This window comes from Faecalicatena contorta (genome assembly GCF_021531895.1).
GTDB lineage: Bacteria > Bacillota > Clostridia > Lachnospirales > Lachnospiraceae > JAFBIX01.
Genome location: NZ_JAFBIX010000004.1, coordinates 1 through 21877, shown reverse-complemented (window position 1 = coordinate 21877; position 21877 = coordinate 1). Strand labels below are relative to the sequence as shown.

17 protein-coding genes are annotated in these 21877 nt (G+C 40.1%); 3 read left to right on the top strand and 14 right to left on the bottom strand.

The genetic code is table 11. The features are described from left to right. Positions 1–2: 2 nt before the first annotated feature. The 3 genes from JQM81_RS01890 to JQM81_RS01880 are packed head-to-tail and all read right to left on the bottom strand — an operon-like array spanning position 3 to position 5347. A complete protein-coding gene (locus JQM81_RS01890; RefSeq protein ID WP_235231835.1) occupies positions 3–779 on the bottom strand; it encodes a hypothetical protein in 777 nt (258 codons plus the stop codon). After that, positions 754–2037: a DUF5716 family protein gene (locus tag JQM81_RS01885; RefSeq protein WP_235231833.1), complete on the bottom strand. Its 1284-nt coding sequence runs from the start codon at positions 2035–2037 to the stop codon at positions 754–756. The genes JQM81_RS01890 and JQM81_RS01885 overlap by 26 nt, the downstream gene beginning before the upstream one ends. 19 nt (positions 2038–2056) lie before the next feature. Next, positions 2057–5347, bottom strand: a complete 3291-nt coding sequence (locus JQM81_RS01880) for a DUF5717 family protein (protein WP_235231830.1) — start codon at positions 5345–5347, stop codon at positions 2057–2059. A 130-nt stretch (positions 5348–5477) separates the two neighbouring features. On the opposite strand from JQM81_RS01880, the gene JQM81_RS01875 reads away from it, so the two are divergent. Beyond that, on the top strand, positions 5478–6575 hold the full coding sequence (locus tag JQM81_RS01875; protein WP_235231828.1) for a pyridoxal phosphate-dependent aminotransferase: 1098 nt from the start codon (positions 5478–5480) through the stop codon (positions 6573–6575). 78 nt (positions 6576–6653) lie between these two features. Here JQM81_RS01875 and JQM81_RS01870 read toward each other — a convergent pair whose 3' ends face one another. The 9 genes from JQM81_RS01870 to JQM81_RS01830 form a co-directional block, all read right to left on the bottom strand. Continuing rightward, positions 6654–6998, bottom strand: a complete 345-nt coding sequence (locus JQM81_RS01870; RefSeq protein WP_235231827.1) for a cupin domain-containing protein — start codon at positions 6996–6998, stop codon at positions 6654–6656. 94 nt (positions 6999–7092) lie between these two features. Further along, entirely contained in the window at positions 7093–9078 is a 1986-nt protein-coding gene (locus JQM81_RS01865; protein WP_235231826.1) for an ABC transporter permease, read from the bottom strand. Then, entirely contained in the window at positions 9071–9838 is a 768-nt protein-coding gene (locus JQM81_RS01860; protein ID WP_235231825.1) for an ABC transporter ATP-binding protein, read from the bottom strand. The genes JQM81_RS01865 and JQM81_RS01860 overlap by 8 nt, the downstream gene beginning before the upstream one ends. Before the next feature lie 119 nt (positions 9839–9957). Next, positions 9958–10965, bottom strand: a complete 1008-nt coding sequence (locus tag JQM81_RS01855; RefSeq protein ID WP_235231824.1) for a sensor histidine kinase — start codon at positions 10963–10965, stop codon at positions 9958–9960. Positions 10966–10973: 8 nt separating this feature from the next. After that, entirely contained in the window at positions 10974–11648 is a 675-nt protein-coding gene (locus JQM81_RS01850; protein ID WP_235231823.1) for a response regulator transcription factor, read from the bottom strand. A gap of 160 nt (positions 11649–11808) precedes the next feature. After that, complete coding sequence (locus JQM81_RS01845; RefSeq protein ID WP_235231822.1) at positions 11809–12432, bottom strand: cell wall hydrolase; 624 nt, start codon at positions 12430–12432, stop codon at positions 11809–11811. Between the two features lie 212 nt (positions 12433–12644). Beyond that, positions 12645–15842 carry a carbamoyl-phosphate synthase large subunit gene (carB, locus tag JQM81_RS01840; RefSeq protein ID WP_235231821.1) on the bottom strand — a complete coding sequence of 1066 codons (3198 nt, stop codon included), beginning with the start codon at positions 15840–15842 and terminating at the stop codon, positions 12645–12647. Further along, positions 15842–16912 (bottom strand): carbamoyl phosphate synthase small subunit, encoded by a 1071-nt coding sequence (locus JQM81_RS01835; RefSeq protein WP_235231820.1) that lies wholly within the window; start codon positions 16910–16912, stop codon positions 15842–15844. Before JQM81_RS01835 ends, carB begins: the two co-directional genes overlap by 1 nt. A gap of 201 nt (positions 16913–17113) precedes the next feature. After that, positions 17114–18313, bottom strand: coding sequence for a transglutaminase domain-containing protein (locus tag JQM81_RS01830; protein WP_235231819.1), 1200 nt, complete (start codon positions 18311–18313; stop codon positions 17114–17116). 129 nt (positions 18314–18442) lie between these two features. Between JQM81_RS01830 and JQM81_RS01825 the strand changes: the two genes are divergently transcribed. Continuing rightward, complete coding sequence (locus JQM81_RS01825) at positions 18443–19708, top strand: peptidoglycan-binding protein (RefSeq protein WP_235231818.1); 1266 nt, start codon at positions 18443–18445, stop codon at positions 19706–19708. Between the two features lie 162 nt (positions 19709–19870). Beyond that, complete coding sequence (locus JQM81_RS01820; RefSeq protein ID WP_235231817.1) at positions 19871–20677, top strand: IclR family transcriptional regulator; 807 nt, start codon at positions 19871–19873, stop codon at positions 20675–20677. A 48-nt stretch (positions 20678–20725) separates the two neighbouring features. Here JQM81_RS01820 and JQM81_RS01815 read toward each other — a convergent pair whose 3' ends face one another. Further along, complete coding sequence (locus JQM81_RS01815) at positions 20726–20881, bottom strand: hypothetical protein (RefSeq protein ID WP_235231816.1); 156 nt, start codon at positions 20879–20881, stop codon at positions 20726–20728. 27 nt (positions 20882–20908) lie between these two features. Further along, on the bottom strand, positions 20909–21493 hold the full coding sequence (locus tag JQM81_RS01810) for a methyltransferase domain-containing protein (RefSeq protein WP_235231815.1): 585 nt from the start codon (positions 21491–21493) through the stop codon (positions 20909–20911). Positions 21494–21877 lie beyond the last annotated feature (384 nt).

Here is a 21877-nt window from a genome sequence, read left to right as displayed (position 1 = left end):
ATTTATACTGTTTTCTTATCCGTTCTGCGATATTCCTTTTTCCACTGTACCAGCTGTTCTTCCGGCATATCTATATCAATTTCCTTTTGCACTTCTTTCATCTCGTCTCTCAAAAGAGAATTCACACTCAGGTAAATAGGATTTCCTGATAACATTTTCACATATTGATCTTCCGGCATAAAACGATAACAGCAATAAAGATATGCCTTCAACAGATCTGATTCCTCGCATATTCGATAGGCTTCCTGATACATCCTGGCAGCTTCCTCATATAAAAACAGATGTCCATAAGCCGCTCCCAGACATGCATACACCTTACCATAAAACATCTTGGGCACAGAATCATCCCACTCCTGATTGATGATAGACTGATATACCAGTATCGCAGTTTCATATTCTCCACTATTTTGCAAACTGTCTGCTTTATACTTTGTTCGTTCTACATCTTTCTGGTTCTGAAGATGTTCTAACAAACTCTGGATCTTATTAATATCCGCCGCTGCATAAATCGTTGATTCTCTCAAAATTGTCAACACAAATTGCTCCATCGAACAGTTCTGCCTCAATTCTTCGCGCAGCTTATCAGCCAGCTCTTTCATATCTAATTCAGTGTCAATCCAATTACAAAGCTGTCTGTTTATAATCGTATAATCAATCAGATACAGATTGTTGCATATATAATAGCACAGTTCCTCTATCGTATAGATTCTCATATGAACTCTGGATATCTCGTATGGTTGTTTTGCTTTTTTTCTATGACATAGAATTAAACTGCCCATTGATTCCTCCTAAATGTAATATCTTCTCTACCTGAAAACCGGACGACAGGAAAAATTCTCCAAATCCGACATCTTTAAATGTGAGCTTACAGGTACGTTCATCCATAAACATTGCTTCAATCTGAATTCTCAGAGAATAATCTCTTCTTTCAGGGAGACCTTCCAGCGAAACCGTTTCAACCTGAAGTTCTTCTCCTGCCAATGTCTCTACGTGAATTTCGATATCTGAGGTATCTTCCAGGATCACATCCCATTGTCCATCTGCTTCATACCAATGGGTTCCCCATGAGACAATTGGATACCAGCCTTCCTGACCATTCACCCGCATACGCAGACATATCTGCTCCGTCATCTTGGTTTCATCCAGATAGACCGGTCCCTCATCATAATCAAGACATTTTCGGATTGATGTATAGCACGCTCCTTTACTGTACAAATTATTGCCTAGGAAAGCTCTCCTTCCATTACAAAGTACTTTCAAAGAATTCGGATACCAATTATTCTCAAATCCCTCTCCCGTCAAATATACGGAAGATACTACCTTTTTCTCAAATACGCTCTGAATAAATGTCTTAAATCGCTCATCCGCATCTTTTGCTTTATCAACATTTAGTACCGGATAGATTGCTTCCAGCTCCTTCATACGCGCATTTGCCACTTCATCAACTGTCACGAACATATCTTTTCCTCTGCCACTGATTGCATTCAGTTTCCGCAGCATATAAGCCCGTATCTCATGCGCATCACAATAGAATAATGCTGATTCATACTGCCACAACTCTTTTGGTTGATAAAACATATAATGACAAAAACTCTCTTTATAATCCTGAACACATACTTTTTCTTTCGGAACGCCAAGATGCTGACCAATTCCTTTCATCATTTTTGACATATCAATATTTGTAAACGGAACTGTAAACGTTATAAATTTGATATCTTCAAATTCTTCCAGTGTCAGACTAACAAACTTGGCGAGGAGCCATACTGCATCGTGATTACGTGCACCAACTCTTACTTTTTCTCGATGTACCGCCTTATTAAAAAGATCGGTTATCGTACATCCCTCATTGATTGCCGCAAGCCTTTTCGCCTCTTTTCCATAAACCCAATGTTCTTTATAATATCCTAATACCAGAGGAATCTGATAATTATCTACGGAAACTTCCAGTGTCTCAGGTTCTTCTTTGTTCTCGTCGTAATAACTGATCTGGCAATTCTTTTCATTTAGATCATAGCCCAGAATACTGCCCCTTTTCATTATCATATCCTCCTCTCTCCTAATAAATCTTAAATAAATGTTCTGCCATAATTTCTTCTTCCTGGTACTCTATCATCGCTTTTCTGCGCGATGCAGGCGCCATCTTAGTCATATCATTTAACTTTCCATATTTTCCAGAGCCTGCAATTTGATTCTCATTTTTCAACACAGATTTCTCTGTAGTGATATCCTCTTTTTCCCTGCTTTCCGCGAAATAATAACTCACGGATTCATCGTCGTACAGGACAAATTGTTTTACATACAAATTCTCATATACCGGCATCATGGCTTCACTTTGATACCCCAATCCATCACGGTTCCCTTGTTTTACTTTGTAATACAAAGTAACTCTGCTTCCTGGCGCTGACTGATAAGAAATCATTGTCTTATCATACAATTGTACTTCTCTAAGCCATTCTTTCTTATATTGCAGATAAAACGGGAAAACAATCTGTTTCTCGCACATCTCTCTCAATACTTGATGAAGGATTACTTCCAAAGCCGCAGTATAATCTCGTCCGGAATAATACTTTAAAAGCGCAACTTTACAGATATCCGGTAATTCTTCTTTTTTATCACATTCATTTGCAATCATATCAAATACACAGGATTTCAAGCTTCGTCCATATACCACATATTCTCTGGATACATATGCCAGATACGCCTGTTTCAAACGAAAATAGACATTATCAGACATATAGTAATCTTCAAATATCTCTTCTTCCTGAAACAGATTTTCAGAAAATAGCATCTGGGTAATTATACGCTCTCCGACTTTGAATGCAGGGATTCCATATTCCCGTAATACTTTCCAGAGTTTTTTCATATCTCTGGTCGCACCGCAGTAATAATTCGCAAGATACATCAGAGTCACCTTATCATACTGCTGTCTTTTGAACAATTCAATACAAAGATAATTTAAGAACTCATCTTCTTCATAATTATCCTCACGAATCCGTTTACTGCACATGCGAAATACGTCTTTTTCATCAAATGCATTGATTCCTTTAACTTTTATTTTTTCAAACGTCGGCTCTTCTTTTTCATTTTCCTGCTTCCAGATTCCCGTTGATGCTGCATACTTACGACACATATCAAGGAAACGCGGTTCATAAAAGAGCCGTCTTGTCTCATATGCAATAGAATCCGTATAATGACGTCCTTCTACAGATTCCCATACAATCCTTGATTCTTTATCATACAGGAAAATAATTGCACCATCTTCATCGTATGGAACTCTCTGCCGGATTGCTCCATCTTTCTCAATTACAAGAACACAATTCATGTTTGGAACTTTCGTCTTGATCTCATAAGAATAACAGATGTCCCGCATGGCTTCCATCCGTTCTGCCGTCATCTCTTCTTCCTGGCAGAATCTCTTATATAATATTCGAAGAGACTCTGTAATATGGCGCTTCATCAATTGATCCCATGTAAACGCCACCATCTGTTCCCTATAATTCAAGTATAAATCTCCAGCCGTTTCTTCATAGGTTATCAGATTGGCATAAAGAAAAGCTGCCTTTTTATAATTCAGCGAATTCCCATGCATAAAATACAATAGAATTGTCTTTGGAAGTGGTCCTCTGGCATTGTCTTCATCAAGAGTCATCATATAATACTCGTACAACTGCGCGATCTTTAATTCCGCATCAACTGCACGCTGATACCACACAAAATAACGCTTCTGTGTCTTATTTCCTTTAATCAGAAGGGTACAGATAGTATTCAGAATCATTGGCTCATTGTACATCTTATATATACGCTCCAAAATCCGGAACATAGAATCACTGTAGTTCTTCTGCTGACTGGCAAAATTCGACACGTACAATGCTAATTCCTTCGTCATTAAACGGTATTTGGATGCAAAGTTCAGAACCTGCATCTCAAATGTTCCAAGTTTTTTCAACAGTGTCGGCTTCTCCTGATAGCACAAATATGCTTCCAGATAGAATAATACACCGTGTATTCCGTATTCGAACTGTTGCTCTAATACTTCAATTCTTTTATATGCATTCTTATATCTAGGATCAAGATCTAACAACATGCTCAGAAGGACCCATGAATCTTGATGACGCATATAAGTCTTGCCAATCTCATCAAGTACACGCTCTACATGATTCCCCTTACCTCTGACAAGCGCTGTCAGATAAAGATAATAACAATTTGTCACAGGATCCTTTCCGATTGCAAATCTATTATAATTATAATTTTCAAGAATCCATTTTGCTTCTTCTACTTTATTACCCGCAAGATAAATCTGAGCCTGCATCAACTGATAGAGTTCACTCTGCGGCTCTAACTTTCGAAGTGCAGTCATCTTCTCAACTGCACTGTCGATCCAATTTTCCAGCTTAATCCTTCCGCCAATATACCCAACATATTCTTTCAATATCTGCGCAAGCAGAAGTTCCGGTACTCTGTGATTTTCATGATATTCCTGATTCTGCAGAACTTCAATCTCATATTTCAAGGTCTCATAAGGTGTAACAAACTTAAGCGCACCATAATTACGTCCAGCATGCAAACGCTCCGGACGGACTACATATTCAATCTCATGCGCATTCCCCACAAAATCTTCGGTGCTGATTTCCGGCCGGGATACTCGAATAAACCCACCTTCAGTCTCAATATGAATCGGCATATATCCCCAGGTATTCTTCATCAGCGTCAAAGTTCCCTTGGTAGGTTCCGAAATATCCTCAAACAACATACCTTCTCCCGGCAAAGTCAGAAAGATACACTCTTTCTGTTTTATTCCTACCAGGAATTCTTCCATCGCCTGTTCACCAAGTGACCATTTCCGCATATTATCATAAAGATAAAATGTTCTCTCATTTTCATATTTTAATATTTCATAGAATTCTTTGGAACGGAATAATCTTCCCGCCTCAGAAAAATCCTTAATGGCAAGCTTGCGAAAATCATCCGTACTCTGCACTTTACCATAAGACGTCATCACATAAGGCTTCTCAATAATTGCAGTAAATGACAGTTCATACTCTCCGCCGCTGCACACAACTGTGAATTTTCCTTCTTCTACATGTCCGGGACGCAATCCTCTTCCATCATAAGTAAATTCTATTTTTGCAGGATTCCCCTCGAATCCCTGGTCTTTAAAATGAACGCGAAAAGAAGACGGGTAGACCAACCCCCGTATTGTTCCCTCACTATTCGCCTTAATTGTAAAACTCCCCCGATATACTTCCCCTTCTCCTATAATGAGAACCAGATTTGTTTCATCAAATATGACATCAGGTTGTTTGAGCTGAAAGTCTCCTTTGGAAAATTTCTGGATTTTATTTTTCAAGTCTGACACCTGCTTCTTTCGTTGCATTTTTCTAAAAACATACTATAATAAATTATAGCATTGATTGATAAGTAAAGGCAATGCCAGAAACACAAAATCATGAAATTATTATAGAATAGGATGCATAGATATGGAAAAGAAACCAGAATTTCACGGAAGTGATTTAGAAAAGATTGCAGAATATTACCACATTTCCGCCGAAGGAATCGTTAAATTCGGCGCAAATGTCAATCCACTTGGATTATCAGAGACAGTAAAAAAGAAACTGGCCGGTAATCTGGACATCATCAGCAGCTATCCAGACCGAAATTACACCAGTCTCAAAAAAAACATAGGTTCCTACTGTAATGCAGATCCACGGCATATTGTAGTCGGGAATGGTTCTACCGAACTAATCTCCCTTCTGATCAGTCAGCGTGCTCCTCGAAAAGCCCTTGTACTCGGACCTACCTATTCAGAATACGCACGAGAACTTTCCCTGGTCGGTGGAACTCTGGAATACTATCATCTAAAGGAAGAGGATAACTTTTGTCTAAATATTTCAGATTTTTTAAATAATTTAACAAAAGAAATCGATCTTGTAATCATCTGTAATCCAAACAATCCTACTTCTTCTGCTATCAGCATAAATGATATGGAACAGATCATCCACTGCTGCAAAGAGCTCGATATTTTCGTCATGATCGACGAGACTTACGTGGAATTTGCCCCTGAAGGAACCGAAATCAGTTCTATCCCTCTTGTTCCAAAATACGACAACTTCATGGTCATCCGTGGTGTCTCCAAATTCTTCGCCGCTCCAGGGCTGCGTTTTGGTTATGGGCTTACAAGTAACGAAGCATTTCTTCAGGCTCTGATTACCCATCAAAATCCATGGAGTCTGAACAGTATCGGCGCTTTTGCAGGCGAACTTATGTTAAATGACAAAGAATACATCCATGCTACCTATCAGCTGATTGACTCTGAACGTACCAGACTCTACACAGAGTTGAAAAAGCTAGAAGCCCAAGGCACATTAAAAATCTATAATCCCTATGCGAACTTTATCCTGATTCGAATTCTTAAAACAGGTATTACTTCATTTGATGTATTTGAAGCCGCAATCCGCGAACGTATGATGATCCGTGATTGTTCCTCTTTTGAAAGTCTTGAGGGAGAATATGTGCGATTTTGTATCATGATGCCAAAAGACAATGACCGGCTTATGGATATTTTCCGAAATCTATAATTATATATTTAACTTTTGAAGGGAGTAAGTCCTCCGACAACTTACTCCCTTTCACTTAGTCTATGAAAACTACCCATATTATTTTTTAAGTATCAATGCCATAAATGTAAGTTCTTCTGTTCCAGTATTCTTTAGCCCATGTCCATCTCCGTCTTTACACAGGAATAAGTCCCCCGGTTCAGCTGGATACGCTTTACCATTATCATCATACATTCCATGTCCAGACAATATAAAATACGATTCCGTCTCTCCATGATGCTCATGATATCCAATCTCACAGTTCGGAAGAACCGATATCTTCGCATACATCCTACAAGCTTCTCCGACTTCCTCAGAAGAAACCAACTGCTCTCTTGTGATGAACCCTGCTCCTCCATTCACATGCTCTACTTTTACTAATTCTCTTTCTCCGGCTTTTGTCATACTACATGCTCCTCCTTATCGCTATCATCCTAGTTCATTGATGATATGTTCTATATACACAATACAACCTAAGAAAGGGATGTGTCAACAACATCTATTTAACAATTTTGTAGTATTCTCTGGTAGTAATCGTGAATACTCCTGCATAGAATGCAGCGAATACTGCAACGGTAGCGACTGTGCAATGTCGGAATAATTCGACATTGACGAGGTTTAATACTGCCAGTAATTTTGTAATCACACCAAATGCCACAGTGATGTGTATAACTGCCATTACCAGCGGAAGGAAGAATACGATAAGGACCTGACTTCGGATAGAACGTTTGACTTCTGCTTTACTCATTCCTACATTTTGCATAATCTGATAACGTTTACGATCATCGTATCCTTCGGAAATCTGTTTGTAATAGATGATGAGTACGGTTGCCATCAGAAACATGATTCCAAGATAGACTCCGATAAAAAACAGTCCGCCGTATAAACCGTAAAAGCTTTTACGGCTTAATTCACGGCTTTCACAGGATGCATTCGGAATTTCATTTTCAATCCGGCTCTTGATAACATTCATTGCATCCTTGCAATTTTGTTTTTTCCCCTTCAGGTCAAATGATATATCATAAGAAATGCTGCTTTTCTTGGCAATCCAGTCTGCATCCATTGTACTATCCTGATATACATGATTTAGTACATCCTGAATCTGATCTATATCTGGGAATATCACATAATAGGTTTCATATATCCCGGACTGGTTTTTTGGTTCTGCTTTCATGTGTTCCAGTTCTTCTGCTACATGATACTCTTTGTCACCAATTTTAATCGTATCTTTCCCATACATTCCTTTCACATTGTATACAAGGACTTCATCTGCCATAAGACTCCTCTTTTGATTTTCCATCTGGTTGAAGTCTTCCAGCGGAATCAGATTTATTTCGCAAGTATTAGCAACCGCATAATTTCCAAATTCTCTCAACTGAAATTCATCGTCTGATCTTGATGCCATTAATTCTTCATTATGATATTGCAGAATACTTTCCAGCCTAACGCCTGCTTTTTTGGTTTCTTCTTCAATAATCTGATCTGCCATCTGCTCATTTTCAGGATTGGCAGTCTCAATACTCACTTTACATTCTTTCGGGAATCGTATATGTAATATATCATCCATTCCTGCATACAGAGATACTGTGGTTGATATCATGACCAGAACCATCGTACTGAGGATACAGATATTGGCCAGTCCGACTGCATTCTGTTTCATACGGTAAATCATGCCGGAAACTGCCGTAAAATGTCTGGTCTGATAATAAAATTTCTTATTTTTGCGAAGCATTTTAAGAAGTGCAATACTGCCTGCCACAAACAATGCGTATGTTCCTAAGATTACGCATACAACTGCTGCGAAAAAATTAGTGAGAGCCGTCAAAGGTTCTTTTGTTATAATAGCAATATAATATCCAATTCCAAGTGATATCAAGCCAAATATTGTCAATAGTAATTTTGTCTTTGGCTCTTTTTCACCCTGCTCACTTCCATGAAGCAGTTCTATTGGATTCGACAGTTTAATCTGAAGCAGGTTATATCCCAATGTCAGCAAAAATATTCCGACAAAGAGGATTAATGTATTGCGAAGTGAATCTACTGATAAATTGAATTTCATTCCTATGTCGTAGTGCAGGATTTTCAAAAAAATCAGATACATCAATTTGCTGAAAATAATTCCACAGATCATCCCTGTGCCAATGCTGAGCACTGCTGTAATCATCGTTTCAATTGTAAGCATCCTTGCTATATGAGGTTTTCCCATGCCCAGTATATTATACACGCCGATTTCATTTTTCCGTCTCTTAATCAGGAAACTATTTGTATAGAACAGAAAAATAATTGCAAAAATTATAATAACCCAAACTGCACAATCCAATACTGATTTCAGACTTCCATCTCCAATTTCCGGGTTTTTGGAAAGAGCATCCATAATATAGTACATCATAACCGTCAGAATAGCCGTCAGGATATACGGAACATAGGTCTTTCGGTTATTCTTAATATTTGTCACAGCCAGCCTGGAATAAATGGAGCTACTCATGCCTCTCACCTCCCGTTGTTAACACGGTCAGTGTATCTGAGATCTTTTGATACATTTCCTCATTGGTAAGACTGCCACGATACAACTGATGGAACACTTCGCCATCTTTGATGAACAACACCCGTTTTGCGTTGCTTGCCGCCTTCACACTATGAGTGACCATTACGATTGTCTGTCCGTCCTGATGAATGGTCGTAAAAAGATTCATCAGATCATCTGCGGCCCTGGAATCCAACGCTCCTGTAGGCTCATCTGCCAGAATCAACTGCGGCCTGGTAATCAGCGCTCTTGCTACCGCTGCCCTTTGCTTCTGTCCGCCGGACACTTCATAAGGATATTTGTCCAATATTCCCTGAATACCAAGTTTTTCTGCAATCGGCCTTAATCGCTTTTCCATCTCTTCGTACTTTTTGCCGGAAAGTACCAGAGGCAAAAAGATATTATCTTTGAGAGAAAACGTATCCAGAAGATGAAAGTCCTGAAACACGAACCCCAGATTTTGACGTCTGAATGTTGCAATTTCTTTCTCTCTGAGACTTCCAAGATCTCTGCCTTTCAAATATACTTTTCCTCCGGAAGGCTTATCCAGTGCCGCAAGAATATTCAAAAGAGTCGTCTTTCCCGATCCTGATTCTCCCATGATTGCAACATACTCTCTTGGTTCCACAGAAAAATTCACATTCTTAAGTGCCTCCACCTGATTGCCCCCAAAACGGGTCGTATATATTTTCTTTACATTTTTCACTTCCAACAGTGCCATAATCTATCCATCCTTTCTTTGTTCTCTACAAATCTTATTATAAAAAACGGGAAAATGTCCTTCCATCGAATTGGATTACATTTTCCCTGTATAAACTTACATCTTTGTAAGAATGGATTCTATTCGAAGTAGCCTTCATCTCTGGACAGACATAGAAACACCTTGGTTCCCTGGTCAACCTCTGATTCGATCCATATGCTGTGCCGAAGCCTGTCCATAACCACTTTACACAGGTACAGACCAATCCCAGTAGACTTTTTATCTGCCCTGCCATTATATCCTGTAAATCCCTTTTCAAACACTCGCGGCAAATCTTCTGGCTGAATACCAATTCCAGTATCTTCTATCACAAGGCACTTTCCTTGCTTTGTCTCTTCCATATAAATGGCAATACTCCCCATACTTTTGGTATATTTCAATGCATTTGACAGAATCTGTTCAATAACAAAGAGAAGCCATTTTTCATCTGTAAGAACTTGAATATCTATTGTAGTATAATTTAACTTAATCTTTTTCAAAATAAATGGCTGTGAATATTTACGGACTGCATGTTTCACGATATCATCCAGATCATATGTTTTCAGAGACAAGTCCGACGACATATCCTCTACTCTAAGATAAGTAAGGACCATCTCGACATACTGTTCAATCTTGAAAAGTTCCATTTTTATATTTTTAGTCAGAATCTGATCAACTACATCTCCGTTTTCATAGGATTGCAGTAAGACATGCATTGCCGCAATCGGTGTCTTGATCTGATGTATCCACATTCCATAATAATCTTCCATCTCCCGCTTGGAAATACGAGCTGTCGATTCCATATCTCTGATCAGATTATCAGAAAGTCGTACAATTCTCTGATAATCATCTTCCAGCATACCTTCCGGCTGTGGCAGATCATCCAGACATTTTCCGTGACTCCTTTCCACCTTTAAAAGTGCCTCATGACGTTTCCGATATCGGAAAAAGCCGATTGCTCCACAGAAAACTCCCCACAAAATCATCAATAACACAATATATTGAACCGCATCCAACGGAACATTATATAAGAATAACATTACAATAAATATTCCGACCAGCCCCATATACAAGCATATCTCTCTGGTCTGCTCTCGCAAAAATGACATCACTATCCTCATTGCTCCACCATATATCCTATCCCTTTTTTTGTGCGGATCATATCATCCAGTCCAAGTTGCTCTAATTTCTTCCGAAGCCTGGCAATATTGACCGTCAAAGTATTGTCATCGATAAACTCATCGCTCTCCCAGAGTCTCGTAATCAGATCATCTCGCGAGACAATCTTTCCCCGATTCTCCAGCAGCATCTGCAAAATGCGAAATTCATTTTTTGTCAATTCTAATTCCCGATCCCGATAACCGATCACCGCATCGTTCAAATGCAATACCGCCCCATGATATTCCATCACATTGACCGAACCCTGGAAAGAATACGCCCTTCGCAAGATAGCCTGAACCTTCGCCGTCACTACATTCAGATCAAACGGCTTCTCAATATACTCATCTCCACCCATATTCATAGCCATCACAATGTTCATATTGTCATTGGCTGAAGACAGAAAAATAATCGGCACCTTCGATATCTTTCGAATCTCCTGGCACCAGTGAAATCCATTAAAAAACGGAAGCATAACATCCAAAAGCACCAACTGCGGATCATACTCCAGAAAAACCTCTGTCACATACTTAAAATCCTCCGCACACCGCGTTTCATAATCCCATCTTTCCAAATGATTTGCAAGCGCATGCGCAATCGTCATATCATCCTCAATAATTAAAATCCTGTACATCGTTGTCTTCACTCCTTATCAAACAACAGTGTACAGGATTTTAATATTCTTGTGTATATTTCACATAAAAATTCATAAAATCTTAATTTGGGTACAGGGCATTTTTAAAATGGGGACGTAGTAAAATTGCATTTTACTACGTCCCCATTTTAACATTTTACTAATGAAAGTAATGATCTCCTATTTTGGTACCGCATCCGCCTTTGTCGAAGTACAGGCACCCGCCAACTGGGTTGGCTCCTGCCAGTGCATCTGCTGCAGCCTGTAGGGCTGTTGCGGTGTAACCGCCGGAATTTCTGACTTGGTTGAGCCATCCTGTGGATGCCGGACCGAACTGGCCTGGCTGATAGATGACTTCTTCTATGCTATTGGGATAGCTTCCGCTGTTCACGCGGTTTAGAACAACAGCTCCTACCGCCACTTGTCCTTCGTATGGCTGATTTCCTGCCTCGCAAAATATGATAGATGCCAGAAGTTCTTGCTTCTGCTGCAATTCTTTCGCAGCCTGTGCCTCTCTTTCTGCCTGTTCTTTTGCTTCTTGTTCTCTTCTGGCTGTTTCTTCAGCTGCCATTTGCTGACCCTCTGCTGTAACTTCACTGGCGGAAGCCACGAATTCTTCAGATATTGTCTGCATCGCTGTAGTCTGTATGTCAGCTGTCTCTATCCCTGTTGTATGGTTTGTCTCAGACTGTAAAGAGGCTGCCTGGCTGGTAAACCCCGTTGCCATCAGTGAACATGCTGCCAAAAACACGAACATCGAACTCAGTCTCTTATTTTTTATCATAAATTTATACCCTCCTATTTTGCAATGTATGAACATTGTTTTAATAAAGTATATTCATTTCTTTAAACTTTATTACAATTATTACAAATTTGTTACATAACACAACGTGAGATATATTATCATATTCAAAATAATCTGTCAACAAAAAAGTTGCTTTTACTAAAAAAAGGAACATGCATATCTGCACATTCCTTTTCTTCAAAGCAACCATATTATATTGTCGCAATATCAATTAATGTCAATTTTTTGATATCTGTATTCTCTAGACTAGTAATCAACGCCTCCGCTGTGTCAATAGCCGTCAGGACGTTGACACCTGTCTCAATCGCATTTCTTCGAATGATAAATCCATCTCTGGAGCGATCAGCACCCTGTGGCGGCGTATCAATGACAAGGTCTATCTTGTGTCCAAGGATAAGGTCCATAAGATTTGGTGATTCCTGTTCAATCTTATTAACTGCATTGGCTCTTACACCAGCTTCTTTCAATGCATCCGCCGTTCCCTTTGTTGCAAAAATCTTATATCCTATCTTTTCAAATCTGCGTCCGATTTCCACAGCTTCTTCTTTGTCGTCATCACGCACTGTAATGATCATATTCTTATGCTTCGGCAATTTAATACCAGCTCCAAGAAATGCCTTATACAATGCCTCGTCAAATGTCTTGGCAATGCCAAGACACTCACCGGTGGATTTCATCTCTGGTCCAAGGCTGATATCTGCACCGCGGATCTTCTCAAAGGAGAATACCGGCATCTTTACTGCAAAATAATCCGCCTCCGGCTGAAGCCCCGGCGTATATCCCAGATCTCTGATCTTATTTCCAATAATCACCTTTGTAGCCAACGGTACGATTGGAATTCCAGTCACCTTACTAATGTAAGGAACGGTACGGCTGGAACGGGGATTCACTTCAATGACATAGACATCCTCTCCCACCACAATGAACTGAATATTAATCAATCCAATTACATGAAGTGATTGCGCAAGCTTCTTCGTATAATCCTCAATCGTACGCTTTGTCTTATCGGAAATGCTCTGTGCCGGATATACGGAGATACTATCGCCAGAATGGATTCCGGCACGCTCGATATGCTCCATAATACCAGGAATCAAGATATCTTCACCGTCACATACTGCATCAACCTCAATCTCTTTGCCCTGTAGATACTTATCTACCAGAATTGGATGATCTTGGGCGATTCGGTTGATAATACCAATAAATTCATCAATATCGTGGTCATTAATTGCAATTTGCATTCCTTGTCCACCAAGTACATAAGAAGGTCTTACCAATACCGGATAGCCCAGTCTGTTTGCAACCTCTTTGGCTTCCTCCGCAGTAAATACAGTTCCACCTGTCGGTCTTGGAATTCCACATTTTTCAAGAATCTCATCAAACAACTCACGGTCTTCTGCAGCGTCTACATTTTCAGCAGATGTTCCTAAAATCGGAACGCCCATCTTCATCAAAGATTCCGTCAGTTTAATAGCTGTCTGTCCGCCAAACTGTACCACTGCTCCATCTGGTTTCTCCAGATCAACGATACTTTCCACATCTTCCGGTGTCAATGGTTCAAAATACAATTTATCCGCAATATCAAAGTCGGTACTAACCGTCTCTGGGTTGTTATTTACAATAATCGTCTCATAACCTTCTTTTGCAAATGCCCACGTACAGTGTACAGAGCAGAAGTCAAACTCAATACCCTGACCGATACGGATCGGACCAGAACCAAGCACCAGAACCTTCTTCTTGCCGGTTGTCTCTTCTACTTCATTCTCACTTCCGTATACGGAATAATAATATGGTGTCTCAGCCGCAAATTCTGCCGCACAGGTATCAACCATCTTATAAGAAGCCGTAATTCCATATTCATGACGCATATCGTGAATCTGACGCTCTGTATTACCGGTCAGTCTTGCAATCACATTATCTGGGAACTCCATACGCTTTGCTTCTCTTAAGGTCTCAGCATCAAGTGTACTGTTCTGCAGTTTCTGTTCCATTTCAACCAGAATCGCAATCTTGTCAATGAACCACTTATCAATCTTGGTAATCGCATGAATCTCATCATAGGTGATTCCCTGACGAATCGCCTCTGCAATCTTCCAGATGCGGCGATCATCCACCACCTCCAGCTCTTCCAGCAATTCCTCTCTGGATAAATGAGAGAAGTCATAAGACATCAGACTGTCAACATGCTGCTCCAGAGAACGGATGGCCTTCATAAGGGCACCTTCAAAATTATCACAGATACTCATGACCTCTCCGGTTGCCTTCATCTGAGTCGTCAGTGTACGTTTTGCACTGATAAATTTATCAAATGGAAGTCTTGGAATCTTTACTACACAGTAGTCAAGCATAGGCTCAAAGCTTGCGTAAGTCTTCTTCGTAACCGCATTCTTAATCTCATCCAAAGTATAACCAAGTGCAATCTTAGCCGCAACCTTGGCAATCGGATATCCTGTTGCCTTAGATGCAAGTGCCGAAGAACGGCTGACACGAGGATTCACCTCGATAACACAGTACTCAAATGTCTCTGGATGCAATGCATACTGTACGTTACATCCTCCTGTAATATTCAGCTCACTGATAATATTCAATGCCGAAGTACGAAGCATCTGATACTCTTTATCTCCCAACGTCTGAGAAGGTGCTACAACGATACTGTCACCGGTATGAACGCCGACCGGATCAATATTTTCCATATTACATACAGTAATACAGTTACCATTGCTGTCACGCATCACCTCATACTCGATCTCTTTCCATCCGGCGATACAACGCTCAACCAGAACCTGACCAACACGAGAAAGACGAAGTCCATTTTCCAGAATCTCTACCAGCTGCGTTCTGTCGTGTGCGATACCGCCGCCGCTTCCTCCCAATGTATAGGCCGGACGCAGAACGACCGGATAACCAATTTCTTCTGCAAATTTAATACCAGACTCCACATCTTCTACGACCAGAGATGCTGCACAAGGCTCCCCAATCTTTTCCATGGTAGCCTTAAATTCCAGACGGTCTTCCGCCTTTTTTATAGTCTCCGATGTTGTTCCAATCAGACGAACCCCATGCTCCTTTAAAAAGCCTGATTCTTCCAGCTCCATTGCAAGATTCAATCCTGCCTGTCCTCCCAGAGTCGGAAGCACACTATCTGGCTTTTCCTTCAAGATCAATTGTTCCACTACCTCTGGAGTCAACGGCTCAATGTATACACGATCTGCAATATCTTTATCTGTCATAATCGTTGCCGGATTAGAGTTCAAAAGAACAACTTCCAGGCCTTCCTCTTTTAATGAACGGCAGGCCTGTGTACCTGCATAGTCAAACTCTGCTGCCTGTCCAATAATAATAGGACCGGAGCCAATCACCAATACTTTTTTTATATCTTTATTTTTAGGCATTATTTTGCTCCTTTCATCATATCCATAAACCGGTCAAACAAATAACCCGAATCCTGAGGACCAGGGCATGCTTCCGGATGGAACTGTACGGTAAAGATATTCTTCCCAACATATGAAAGTCCTTCGTTGGTTCCATCATTGACATTGATAAATGCTTCTTCTGCAACCGACGGATCCAGGCTTGAGCCATCTACTGCATATCCATGGTTCTGTGAAGAAATATACACACGATTATTACTTAGATCCTTCACCGGATGATTGCCACCACGATGTCCATATTTCAACTTATAGGTTTTCCCACCATTTGCCAGAGCCATTAACTGATGTCCCAGACAAATTGCAAAAATTGGAATCTCTGAATCATATAATTTTTTGATTTCTTTGATAATAGATACGCAGGTAGCCGGGTCTCCAGGCCCATTCGATAACATGATTCCATCCGGTTGCGATTCTATGATCTCTTCTGCAGAAGTGTCTGCCGGATATACTGTCACCTCACATCCCCGCTTATTTAAAGACTTGGCAATGTTATTCTTCGCGCCAAAATCCATCAGCGCAACTTTCGGTCCATCACCTTCTAAGACATATTTTTCCTTACATGTGACTTTTGATACTACGTCCCCTACCACATAAGCTTTTAACTTCGGGATGATTTCTTCCAGATCATAATTCTCATTCGTAGTGATCATTCCATTCATGGTACCTTTTTCACGCAATATCTTCGTCAGTGCCCGGGTATCAACTCCCGCGATTCCCGGTATATCCTGTTCTTTCAGGAAATCTTGAATGCTGCCTTCACATCGGAAGTTACTTGGCATTCTGGATAATTCTCTTACGATATACCCGTCCGGCCATGCCTTTTTCGATTCCATATCCGGCGTAATTCCATAATTGCCAATTAATGGATAGGTCATTACAACGGCCTGTCCGGCGTAAGAAGGGTCAGTTAACACCTCAAGATAACCTGTCATTGAAGTATTAAATACTATCTCGCTAATCATGTCTCTTGTTGAACCTATGCTGGTTCCGGTAAAGACGGTCCCGTCTTCCAATATAAGAAATGCTTTCATATATTCACCTTTTCCCTTCCTTAATTTATGCAGGACGAACATCCCTCCGAAACAGCTATAATTCCAAAAAATAAGGCAGTTTGTGCAAGCACAAAACCGCCTTGTTTTATTCTATCACTCTTCGACAATCCTCGTCTCCACAAATTGTAAAAATTATACTACAAATAGATTCATTTTTCAACCACTAATTCTTCTTAAATCTTACTCATACTGCCAATAAATCGTAATCTTATTCAGCTCCGGTTCATCCATATATTGATACTTCACTTCTGTCAGCCCATACCAGGATGCCAGATTCTGCGCTGCCTTGTGAATAATATTTTGAAAAATGTCATCATGTGCCTGACCATATACTCCACTGTCTTTAAATTTCAACACCACTGGATTTCCTTTGGACGAGATGATATCATTCATCTTTTGAAGTATGATTTCCCCATCATAAGAATCATAATACATTCCATTCATCACATAGTAATTACAGTCCATTCTTGTACAAGATGGAAGTTCCACGTCATTATCCGGCGTATGATTTTTCAAAAGTTCCGTATCATCACAACACATATAGTCATAACTAATATTCTGCAGCTGGTTCACTTCTTCACCCTCCGCTGCCTGAAACACTGGATCTCCCCATGTCGTATCCACATAATAATACTCTCCGTTACAACGCACCAGGTTCCATGCATGACTCTGCCCCCCTGTCGTCGTTCCAGTCACATAAGTACAGAATACCCCCAATTTTTCCAACAGATATTGTGTCGCCTTGGAATACCCGGCACACACAGAACGATGGTGCGCAAAAACACTGTAAATATTCTGATTATCAGAAGCTTCTTGATCATAATCCACTGTATTAACAATATATTCATAGACATACAGTATCTTCTGATATTCTGATTCCTCTGCAGATATTCCCGAGAGACAGTCCAACACTGTATCTTCAATCTCCTCTTTCATAACAGTCTTTTCTTCATTATTATATATATAATCCGGCCGCAATATAGTATAGGACTCTTCCTCCTCATACGCAGTTGCTGTTGCCGTCCCATCACACCAGAATATATCAGGATAATCTTTTAAAACATATTGAAATAACTGAATCGTTCTGTCCGCATCTGACCCATGCGTATAAATTTCATCTACATTCTCCTTGATTCCCTGTAGAATTTCCTGATAGATTGCTTGTTCCTCAGCTCCAATTTGCTGATAATAATACTTTTCTCCCAAGCTTTCTTCCAATTCTGCGTCTATCTCCTGATATGGTATAGATACGGTTTTTTTTGCTTCTTTTTGAATATTTAATTTTTCACCTGTTACATATATAATGAACAGCAACATACAAAATACACCGACCACCGTCGTCAATGCATATAGGCATCCTCGCTTCTTTCTTCTTCTCATTCATCCTCCTCAGTCTTACCAATATTCTATTCACATTATATTCATTCTCACAAAAATGTACAATACAAGTAACGCTTTCTTCTCTGATTTCATATGCTAATTGTAATAGATTCTCTATGAGGTACTTTTATGAATGCAATGAATCCCAATCAGTTGGATACACCTGATAAAGGAAAACTACAGATTAATATTACATCTGAAATTAATGCATATCCGATTGCAGATGCCACCATATCCATTTCATATACTGGTGTTCCAGAAAGTCAATTAGAACAATTAAAAACAGATTCCTCCGGTCAGACAGAAGTCATCGAACTAAATACTCCTCCTTTAGAGTATAGTACAAATCCTGCGATTGAAGAACAACCTTATGCAGAATATACATTCCAAGTAGAGGCTCCCGGATACGAACCTGTCAGCATTGCCGGCGCCGAACTGCTTCCAGACGTTACCGCAATTCAAAACATCTCTCTTCGCCCAACTGATACCCCAGAACCATCAGAAGAAGTTTTTGTCATCCCTGCACACACATTATATGGAACATATCCCGCTAAAATACCGGAAGATGAGATCAAACCTATGAATGAAACCGGCGAAATCGTTCTAAGCCGCGTCGTTGTCCCCGAATACATTGTCGTTCATGATGGAAGTCCAAGAGATTCTACTGCACAAAATTATTATGTGAAATACAAGGATTATATCAAAAATGTTGCCTCCAGTGAAATCTATGCCACATGGCCGGCAAATACTATCCGGGCAAATGTTCTGGCAATTATGTCCTTCACTCTGAATCGAGTATATACTGAATGGTACCGAAATCAAGGCTATGACTTCACCATAACTTCATCTACAGCATTTGACCACAAATGGATCCCAGAGAGGAATGTATTTGACACCATCTCCGTAATCGTAGATGAACTTTTTGCTGATTATCTGTCACGTCCAAATGTACGCCAGCCGATTCTGACCCAGTATTGTGACGGAAGGCGTGTTCAATGTCCAAACTGGATGACACAATGGGGTTCGATGTCTCTGGGAGAACAGGGATATACCCCTATTGAAATCCTGCGCTACTATTACGGTGACGACATGTACATTAATACCGCCGAAGCCATCTCAGGCATCCCTTCTTCCTGGCCAGGATATAATCTGGAGCAAGGTTCTTCTGGCCCCAAAGTCCGCCAGATGCAAGAACAACTCAATACCATTGCCAGTGCATACCCTGCAATTCCCAAGGTCACCGCTGATGGCATCTACGGTCCAGCTACCGCTGCTGCCGTACAAAAATTCCAATCCGTCTTCGGATTGCCGGCCACCGGTGTTGTTGATTACAGCACCTGGTATAAAATCTCCGAGGTATATGTAGGCGTATCCAGAATTGCTGAACTTGTATAAAATTGTAATTTATCTATGGAAAACCATCCAATTTTTATTCTATTTTCAGATGCCATATAGTTGACTTTTCACAAAATACAGCATATATTTAAGTTAGATATTCTATATCATGTGTTTCATTACGCATAAGGACACAAGAAGAGGTCGAAAGGAGTTATATCTATGGAAGAGAGAGAGCAAAAAAATACCGAAACGATCAAAATGGTGGAACGTGCCCTGCAAGTATTGGATTTATTAAGAACTTCTAAGTCACCACTTGGTGTTAATGAAATTGCAAAAACATGTAAGCTAAACCCCTCCACTACGTTTCGTATTTTAAAAACATTAGAATTATCGGGGTGGGTATTTCAATTGAATGACAGTCGTTACATAACTGGTCAAAAGATTAGTTTTGTAACAGAGCGCAATAATCTATATATCGCACTGCAAGACGTTGCATCTCTGATCATGCAGCATTATACCAATGAATATAATATGGCAATGAACTTATTGATCCGCAAAGGGACTTCCTGTATTATTCTTCAGCAATCCAGGACGAATAAAATTGTTGATTACGTTCCTCCCATCTATTCTGAACTTCCAATTTATGCCTGTGCAGGAGGAAAGGTTTTCCTTTCAGAACTTCCTATTTCCCATGCCGAAGCAATTATTGAGGCAAGCAATCTAGTTCCTTTGACCAGCCATACAATCACAGACCCGAATCTATTCTGGCAAGAACTTCGCATTACGGCAAAGCGCGGTTATGCTTTTGATAATCATGAGTCTACAGAAGGAGGAAGCTGTGTTGCTGTTCCAGTAAGGGATATTGAAGGAACCGTAATTGCCGCTCTTTCGTTCAGCGGATTTATCGGTGTAGAAGATGTGAGTGAATTAGAAAAATATGTCCCTGCACTTAAAGAAGCATCAAGTTGGATCACTCGTTCCTTATTCTCGTTCGGACCACAGGGAAAATTCATGGAAATACAGTAATAACCAAAGGAAGCCATTCGTATCTATGGCTTCCTTTGGCTATTATTGTTATAGAATCTCAGGTTTTCGCCCTGTCACAGAAGATGACATAATGTATTCTCCTATTGACAGGCTCCGCCCCCAGCGTTGTTCATATTCTTTTGAGACAGGCTTCGTCGTAATCTCCACCTGCTCAAATCCGGCAAACTTTACAATCTTTTCCAATTCTTCAACTGAAGAAGCGCCAGACACTCAGCATGAGTGCATGGCTTCATCTTCCTGCATTTCTTTTGTTAGCTCCTTCATGATCACAATATCACAGATTGATATTCTTCCACCGGGCTTCAATGCACGGAATATCTCCTTATAAACTCGCAGTTTATTATCAGACATATTAATCACGCAATTCGAGATACAGACATCTGCCGTATTATCTGCAACCGGCAGATTTTCAATCTCTCCAAGACGAAATTCCACATTACGAATCTTATTTTCTTTTGCAATAGTTCTGGCACGTGATAACATCTCTGGAGTCATATCCACTCCAATCGCACGTCCTCTTCTTCCCACGATCTTTCCGGCAATAAAGCAATCCAATCCTGCTCCGCTTCCCAGATCCAGTACGATCTCCCCAGGCTGAATCTGCGCTTTTCGATGAGGATTTCCACAACCAAGTCCCATATTCGCTCCCTCGGGAGCCATCGCTAATTCCTCGAATGTATATCCTACATTTTCAGACATATTCTCTGGCGAAATTGTCTCAGTCAGAACAGATTCCCCATACAACTCCAAAGCTATTTTCCCATACTCTTTTCGCACATTATCATGAACAGACACTTTGTATTCCCCTCTCCGCCAGGATCTGTTCCATCCCAACTTAATTACTCTTATCGAATGTATGGTAACACAATATAAAAACGGATGCAAATATCTTTCACTTCGCATCCGCCTTTATATTGACTCATTATCCAATGGTCTGTACCTCTTACTTTCTTTAATTTTTAAAATTCAGTTTACGTTTTTGGTGGCTTGTACCTTCCTTTCATAAACTTCTCTTCCCGATACTTAGCGCCTTATTTTCTCGGAAATCTTTTTTCAACATTGATGTTGATTTTAATAACAAATGATTGTTTACAGCTCGCGTCTGTCTTACAATTCCGATTTGTTATTTTATGATTATATATTATCATCCAAATCAATATTTGTCAATATATTTTTAGT

Coding starts and splice junctions, on each gene's coding strand:
- JQM81_RS01890 (WP_235231835.1), bottom strand. CDS start 779: ATGGGCAGTTTAATTCTATGTCATAGAAAAAAAGCAAAACAACCATAC.
- JQM81_RS01885 (WP_235231833.1), bottom strand. CDS start 2,037: ATGAAAAGGGGCAGTATTCTGGGCTATGATCTAAATGAAAAGAATTGC.
- JQM81_RS01875 (WP_235231828.1), top strand. CDS start 5,478: ATGGAAAAGAAACCAGAATTTCACGGAAGTGATTTAGAAAAGATTGCA.
- JQM81_RS01870 (WP_235231827.1), bottom strand. CDS start 6,998: ATGACAAAAGCCGGAGAAAGAGAATTAGTAAAAGTAGAGCATGTGAAT.
- JQM81_RS01865 (WP_235231826.1), bottom strand. CDS start 9,078: ATGAGTAGCTCCATTTATTCCAGGCTGGCTGTGACAAATATTAAGAAT.
- JQM81_RS01860 (WP_235231825.1), bottom strand. CDS start 9,838: ATGGCACTGTTGGAAGTGAAAAATGTAAAGAAAATATATACGACCCGT.
- JQM81_RS01855 (WP_235231824.1), bottom strand. CDS start 10,965: ATGTCATTTTTGCGAGAGCAGACCAGAGAGATATGCTTGTATATGGGG.
- JQM81_RS01850 (WP_235231823.1), bottom strand. CDS start 11,648: ATGTACAGGATTTTAATTATTGAGGATGATATGACGATTGCGCATGCG.
- JQM81_RS01845 (WP_235231822.1), bottom strand. CDS start 12,432: ATGATAAAAAATAAGAGACTGAGTTCGATGTTCGTGTTTTTGGCAGCA.
- carB (WP_235231821.1), bottom strand. CDS start 15,842: ATGCCTAAAAATAAAGATATAAAAAAAGTATTGGTGATTGGCTCCGGT.
- JQM81_RS01835 (WP_235231820.1), bottom strand. CDS start 16,912: ATGAAAGCATTTCTTATATTGGAAGACGGGACCGTCTTTACCGGAACC.
- JQM81_RS01830 (WP_235231819.1), bottom strand. CDS start 18,313: ATGAGAAGAAGAAAGAAGCGAGGATGCCTATATGCATTGACGACGGTG.
- JQM81_RS01825 (WP_235231818.1), top strand. CDS start 18,443: ATGAATGCAATGAATCCCAATCAGTTGGATACACCTGATAAAGGAAAA.
- JQM81_RS01820 (WP_235231817.1), top strand. CDS start 19,871: ATGGAAGAGAGAGAGCAAAAAAATACCGAAACGATCAAAATGGTGGAA.